At 38.9% G+C, this 6,057-nt stretch carries 4 protein-coding genes; 3 read left to right on the top strand and 1 reads right to left on the bottom strand.

Annotated features, from left to right (window positions below):
- Positions 1-1,142 precede the first annotated feature (1,142 nt).
- Positions 1,143-1,457: a hypothetical protein gene (locus J0X21_RS02620; protein WP_206810237.1), complete on the top strand. Its 315-nt coding sequence runs from the start codon at positions 1,143-1,145 to the stop codon at positions 1,455-1,457.
- 327 nt (positions 1,458-1,784) lie between these two features.
- Here the strand turns inward: J0X21_RS02620 and J0X21_RS02625 are convergent, their stop codons facing one another.
- The gene (locus J0X21_RS02625) at positions 1,785-2,144 is read right to left on the bottom strand and encodes a hypothetical protein (protein WP_206810239.1); all 360 of its coding nucleotides are present in this window, start codon (positions 2,142-2,144) and stop codon (positions 1,785-1,787) included.
- 457 nt (positions 2,145-2,601) lie between these two features.
- Here J0X21_RS02625 and J0X21_RS02630 point away from each other — a divergent pair, with 457 nt between their 5' ends.
- Together J0X21_RS02630 and J0X21_RS02635 are read left to right on the top strand one after the other, a co-directional pair.
- Entirely contained in the window at positions 2,602-3,768 is a 1,167-nt protein-coding gene (locus tag J0X21_RS02630) for a hypothetical protein (protein ID WP_206810241.1), read from the top strand.
- Positions 3,769-4,477: 709 nt separating this feature from the next.
- Positions 4,478-5,854 (top strand): hypothetical protein, encoded by a 1,377-nt coding sequence (locus J0X21_RS02635; RefSeq protein WP_206810244.1) that lies wholly within the window; start codon positions 4,478-4,480, stop codon positions 5,852-5,854.
- Positions 5,855-6,057: the final 203 nt, after the last annotated feature.

The following is a 6,057-nucleotide window of genomic DNA, read 5'->3' on the forward strand; positions in this document are numbered from 1 at the left end:
TAGCGAGCAGAAGAAGACGTTAGAGAATGTGTAGATTCAATTTTTTCGGGAAAGTGAATAGACGAAAGGACGCCGTTGACAGACAGCAGTGGTCAACGGCGTTTTAATCATCTAAGTTATGGAGCTGTTAGGGTTACAAGAGTACTTCTATTGGCTATCATAATAGTATATTTGTAAATTAGGCGGGTAAGTTAAATGAACTATAAAGAGCAGCTTCAAGCATTGATTGATTTGATTTTGACGTAGGAAGTCACTTCTTCAGGTATTCCATAATTTGCACATGATGTTGAATATTTCAGCCGCATGTTCTATAATGAATGTGAGAAGCATATTAAAAAGCCAGGATGCGTGAACATCCCGGCTGTACAACTAGCCGCTATGGGCGGCACCTTAAGAAGAGCAAGAAGCTCCCGATGGGTACGGGGTGGGCTACTTGCTCTTATGCATTCTCGTGACTATCAACACAACTAACGTCGCGAATGCTACCGAAAACATTAGTGACTCATAGACAGTCATAAGCCTCACCCCCTTTCATGGGGATTCGGCTGCCCACCCAGACCTTTTTAGTTGTACAGTCTGATTATATCACAATTTTCTAACAAATAAGACATGCCTCGAAGAAATTTGAGTTTAGACTTGTGGTGCTGTGGATTTGAAAACAAATTGCTGTAGATCCAACCAATCTTGCGCCTGGCGTAAATCCTGTGGCCATTCATCCTTAGGCTGAGTCAGGAACTCTGGAAGACAGAATAATGGCTCGCTTGAAAAAGAATGACCCATTCAGAATATACAAAAATCTCAAGATTCAGGGGCCGATTAAAGAAGTTTAGGATTATAAGGCTTTTGTTCTTGCATATGATGGCGTATTAGATGACCATTACGTCAATTACGTGCTGTTTACCGACAAAGATGGTGAGATCAAGTTGTTCGGCGGAGGCGGCGGAGCTGCTAATGACAGGGAACTTCCGGTTTCTTTCGCCGGTGCGGAGGAGAATCCTCTACCTTAGGTTGTTATTGGGTTACGTATGGAGAAGTTTTCGACGCGAGTGGGGCAAAGATCGAAGTGTTTTATCCAGATGGAGAATTCATCGTTGAAGAAGTAACGAACGGCGGGTACTTAACTGTAAAATATGGAGTTCAAGGTGCAAGAGGACTCAAGGTCTACGATTGAGATGTTCTGCCGGGAGAATCCATCTACGCAAAGTAGACTTGTGGGAATCGGATGCCATCCGCTTTCTTATCACCCCGAGCGGGCTGTTGCCGCCCTTTGCTTCCCTGCAGGGCTTAGGAGAGACACTGCCGCCCGCAGCCTGGCGGCACTAAGGGATGAGCACGGGATTCTCTCGGTCGAAGACTTGCGCACGCATCCCAAACTGACCAAGACCGTGGTGGAAATTTTGGAGAAGTACGGCATGCCTCCAGGGACTACCGGAGAGCAATCAGATCAGTTTATTTAAGGGAATGGTCAGAAGAAGTTAAGCAAGGGAATTAGGCAGAAGTTACAATAAACGAAAGGACGCCGTTGACAGTAAAAGGTCGACGGCGTTATTCTTTTGTTCTTCATACGAAGTTAGTGATATTTAGATATTTGAATAGAATTGTACACTTAGTTAGAATGAAGAAGCTTCAATATTTATTATTTTTTAGAAAGTTTCATGTAACTTTTTGGGAGTTAAATTTGTCTAACTAATAGAGGGTTTATAAAAGGTACATTCGAAAAAGTATGGTTTATCTATTAGGGTTTTTGACTATATGAATTCTTAGTTTTAGAGTTGGAATAAGTATCATTTCTCTGGGTTATTTAGTTTGTGTACCATCCAACCAATAGCTGTTCCTGAAATAGTTCCAAATACCGGAGAATACTGAATACTTTGATAAGATGAAAATAAATCATTTGCTAGATATTTTTCCAAGACCGATTGAAAAAGAATAGCCAAGAAAATGAGATTCAATATACCTAAACTAGTTAACCCTAAACTCTTTGATAATAGATAAGTTAATAACCCGAAAAAGGTTAAAAAAGTTAAGTACACTCCTGTAAAAGGTAAGAAGCCTTCCTGCCCTAAATCTCCGCGTAAAGCACTAATAAGATAACTAGCGAAAACGATAAAAACTAAATTAGCAACAAACTTAAAATTTACCATAACAACACCTCCATTATTATTTGTAGGGGTGGAGAATATGAGAAATGAGGAGAAATTAAGTTTGCTCATAAAAAGAGCTCAAAATAACGACTCTGAAGCCATCTTAGAAATAATTAAATACAATGATTCTACTGCAAAAACCCCTTTTAATCTGACCATCTAAGAAGGATATTTATCTCCTATCGTTGAATTATTAAGTATAAAGAAGCAATCAAATGAACGATTGAGATAAATAGGTTTCTTGGAGGATTTTGCAGATGTTCCGTGAAAATAATGACCACTTACAAAATAACTTATTCATAGCCTTTATGGTATGGACCAGCGACTCGCTCAAAAGCTTCAGAATTCCTGGGCTGCTCTCTTCTATGAACATGTTTTCTGCAAGATTAATGAAAGCCTTTTTGCGCCACTCTATTCCAGTGACAATGGGCGTCCTAACTTTCCGGTGAATATTTTAATGGGCCTCGATTTAATTAAGGAAATCCGGGAGTACACCGATGAAGTCTTACTCGATGAATATGCCTTCAACTACCAAATTTCCTTCGCATTAGGCCTGCGCACCCTAGGCGAACGCTATTTCGCACCCAGAACTTTGTATGAGTTTCGCGCTCGGCTTTATCATTATTCGATTGAACATCCCAAAGAAGCTGATCTCATTTACGCTCAGTTTGAAAAACTCACGGATCACTTTATTGCCGTTGCAGGACTTAATACAGATGAAGCGCGCGTGGATTCGACTCAGATCATGTCTAATATTAAGTCAGCTGGACGGCTCTCGCTCGCCTATGATGTCTTAGTTCAGGCCATAAAGGCTCTTCCGGAATCCCTCATGACCGATTCCTTAAAAGTTTTTCTAAAACCGGATTACAAGACCCATTTTCTGTACCAGCTCAAAAAGCAAGATACCCTCTCCCGAATTCAGAACTTGATCGACCATGGGGCCGAAATCCTAGAGCAGCTTGAAAAACATCCTAAGCTCAAAAGCACCACGGAGATTCAATTGTTAGAGCGTTTTCTAAGTGAGCAGGCCGTCTATAATCCGAAAGAAAACCGTTGGCTTGCAAAAGGTGCTCAGGAAATCTCTCCAAAATCTCTTCAATCGGCCTATGATGCGGATGCAACCTACCGTAACAAAAACGGCAAGAAGCATGTGGCCTATGCTTTGAATCTATCCGAAACCTGTACCGATGAAAATCCGATTCAAATGGTAACTCACTATGACCTTGCCCCCAATACGACCAATGATATCGAATTACTTCAAAGAGCCATCCCTAATCTTTCCGAGCAGGGGATTAAAGATATCTATACCGATGGAGGTTATTACAGCCTGGAACTTACAAAAGAGGCCCAAAGCCAGGGAATTACCCTTCATTACACGGATATGACCGGTCGTAAAACATCCAGCGAAAAACTTCCATATAGTGAGCATCTTGTGTTCGAGGATTATAATAAAGACGGCAATTATGATTTTGCGATTGGCCAGCCGGTCAAAAACAGCCCGGAATTTCAATATGTATTATTCAGTATCAATCCAGCGGGAACTGTTTATAATGTGCCGGTTGTTGGCTATAAGGAAGATGGCTTTGTTTACAGCGCGGAGGACAAGCAAGATTTCCTTTACTGAAAGAGGGAGAAACCGGTTTCGTGGTCACTCTAAGCAATATGGCCGAGAGTGGCTTTACCCAAGGAAAATATGTATGGAACGGCAGCAAGTTTGTTTTTACTGACTCCGACTGAATGTAGACTGGAGTTGATTGCTATTATCTTACTATCCCAAATTGACTAAGAGTTCCCTCCCTCATCATGCAAAAATATCTTCAATTATGTGTAACTTTCCGGGCTTCTTAAACGTCTTACTAATGAAGGAACCAAAGGATAGCCAATATGAGACGGGTTATCCCGGCCTTAGCTATTCTTCTATGATTCAGTTGCCGGCTGATACTTGGCTTTAGCAAGAAGAAATTAGAGCTCTTTTCAATGGTAATTTTGTCGGTTTCGAACTATTAAAACTTTAGCACAAAGAAGTAATTTGCAAAAGTCATAATAGAATGTAACCTTTTGGCTTTCAGAATTGTCTAACTTATGAGGGGATCAAGGAGGTGATTTTATATCCGGACTATAGTTAGAGTTTGTTGTAAATTAACCCTCTGGTAAACCAACGGGGTTAACAAACCCCGTTGGTTAAATGCTATGTCTGAAGGTAATTTGAAAATTTTATCGTCATTACCTGGCACGGACAATTGGAGGGAAGTTCTACTTATTGCATAAGAAGAGAGTGGAATCTTATCCAACTTATACTTAATCGTGGGTAAGGAATTATGGAGGCTAAAAGCATGTTTAGAAAGACATCTATAGTAATTTTGGTAGCTTTAGTAATTCTAATCTTTATATATACATCAAATTCTAAAGAAATCCAATCTTTAGAAGATATCAATTTAGATGATAGTATCAGCCTAAACTTAATAAGTAAAAAAACGGATACATTTCCGTCCGATTATTGGTATATACCCGAGATCAATCAAGTCTTTGATGGTAATGAAGATGGTGAATTACTCGGGTTATTACAAAGGAAAGATAAACCATTCTTAAATAAGTTATATATTATTAATCCTGCATTCAAAACTGCTAATAAAGTTGCTGAAACTCCTTCAACATATCAAATAGCTGATGCCGAAATCGGAAAGGAATGGATTGTATGGGTCGAGAAATCTATTACTGAATGGAAGATCAAAGCTTTAGATCGCAGTTCAAACGTGATTAAAACCATTGACCAGGGGGAGTATTCCGAAATTCAAGGAAATGATTACCCCTCACTTGATCTGTTTAATGAAATTTTAGTTTTTAATTCATCAATCGATAAAATTAACTCACACTTGATAATTAAAAACCTTCGGTCTGGAAGCACAGATGTTAAATATAGTTCAGAAGAAAAAGGAAAGTATATAGGCCCTCCTAGCATTTACGGAAATTATATCACGTGGCATGTTGGAGAATGGACAAAAAATATGCGATCGGATATTTTTCTTTATGACCTAGTGAGTAAAAATCTATTAAAAATCGATACCTTAGATCAAGCTATGATGCCGAAAATTTGGGGGAATTATATTGTATTTACCGATTATAATAGTTCGTCTATTGAATCAAAAAATATCAAGTTATATGAAATATCTTCCGGTTCTGAGAGATATATAGCTAAGGCCAGTGATAAAGAAGAGTTTTGGGGGCCAAGCATTTCACATGGAATTATTTCATGGAACTATAATTCTTTAAACTTCAAGCCAATAATTTATTCGGCAAGCACACAGGAAAAACGAATTATTGAAATGAGTGGTCAACAAGTAAAAGTTCTAGGTTCATGGCTCCTATGGAGATCAAAAGAAGCTGGAACTGGGATTTGCATAATAGGATTGAGTAACTTGTATTTTTTACTTGATTTAAGAGGAAATCCTTCATTTACAATTGCCTCTCCGACAATTGATTTGCAACAGTTTTCAGAAAAAGACTTGATAGGATTAAATCCAAATGAAGTTCTTTCAATATATTTGGAGGCTTATAAAAACCATCGCTTTGATATAATTTCTTATATTGTTAACGAGCAAGAAGGATTGGTAACAAAAAAAATATATTTAGATGATATTAAGGCCTCCGGAATTTTTCCGATCTCATTTTCAATTTCTAGTGATTATTTAATCGAAGGGAATAAAGCGTAAGCGTCAAACCACTTGACGCCTAGACAAATAGTGACTCGTATTAAGAGATTACAGAAACCCCTCGTCCCTGATGTCAACGACATGCAAAAACTGTTTCCGTATGAGTTCCCGGAATGCTTCATCGCTGAGGCGTTCGCCTTGATAAACACCGTCTTCAACCAAACGATCATCAATTAACCTTGTAAATTCCTCATCTTCACGGG

It is taken from the genome of Paradesulfitobacterium ferrireducens (genome assembly GCF_017310645.1).
Classification (GTDB): Bacteria; Bacillota; Desulfitobacteriia; order Desulfitobacteriales; family Desulfitobacteriaceae; genus Paradesulfitobacterium; species Paradesulfitobacterium ferrireducens.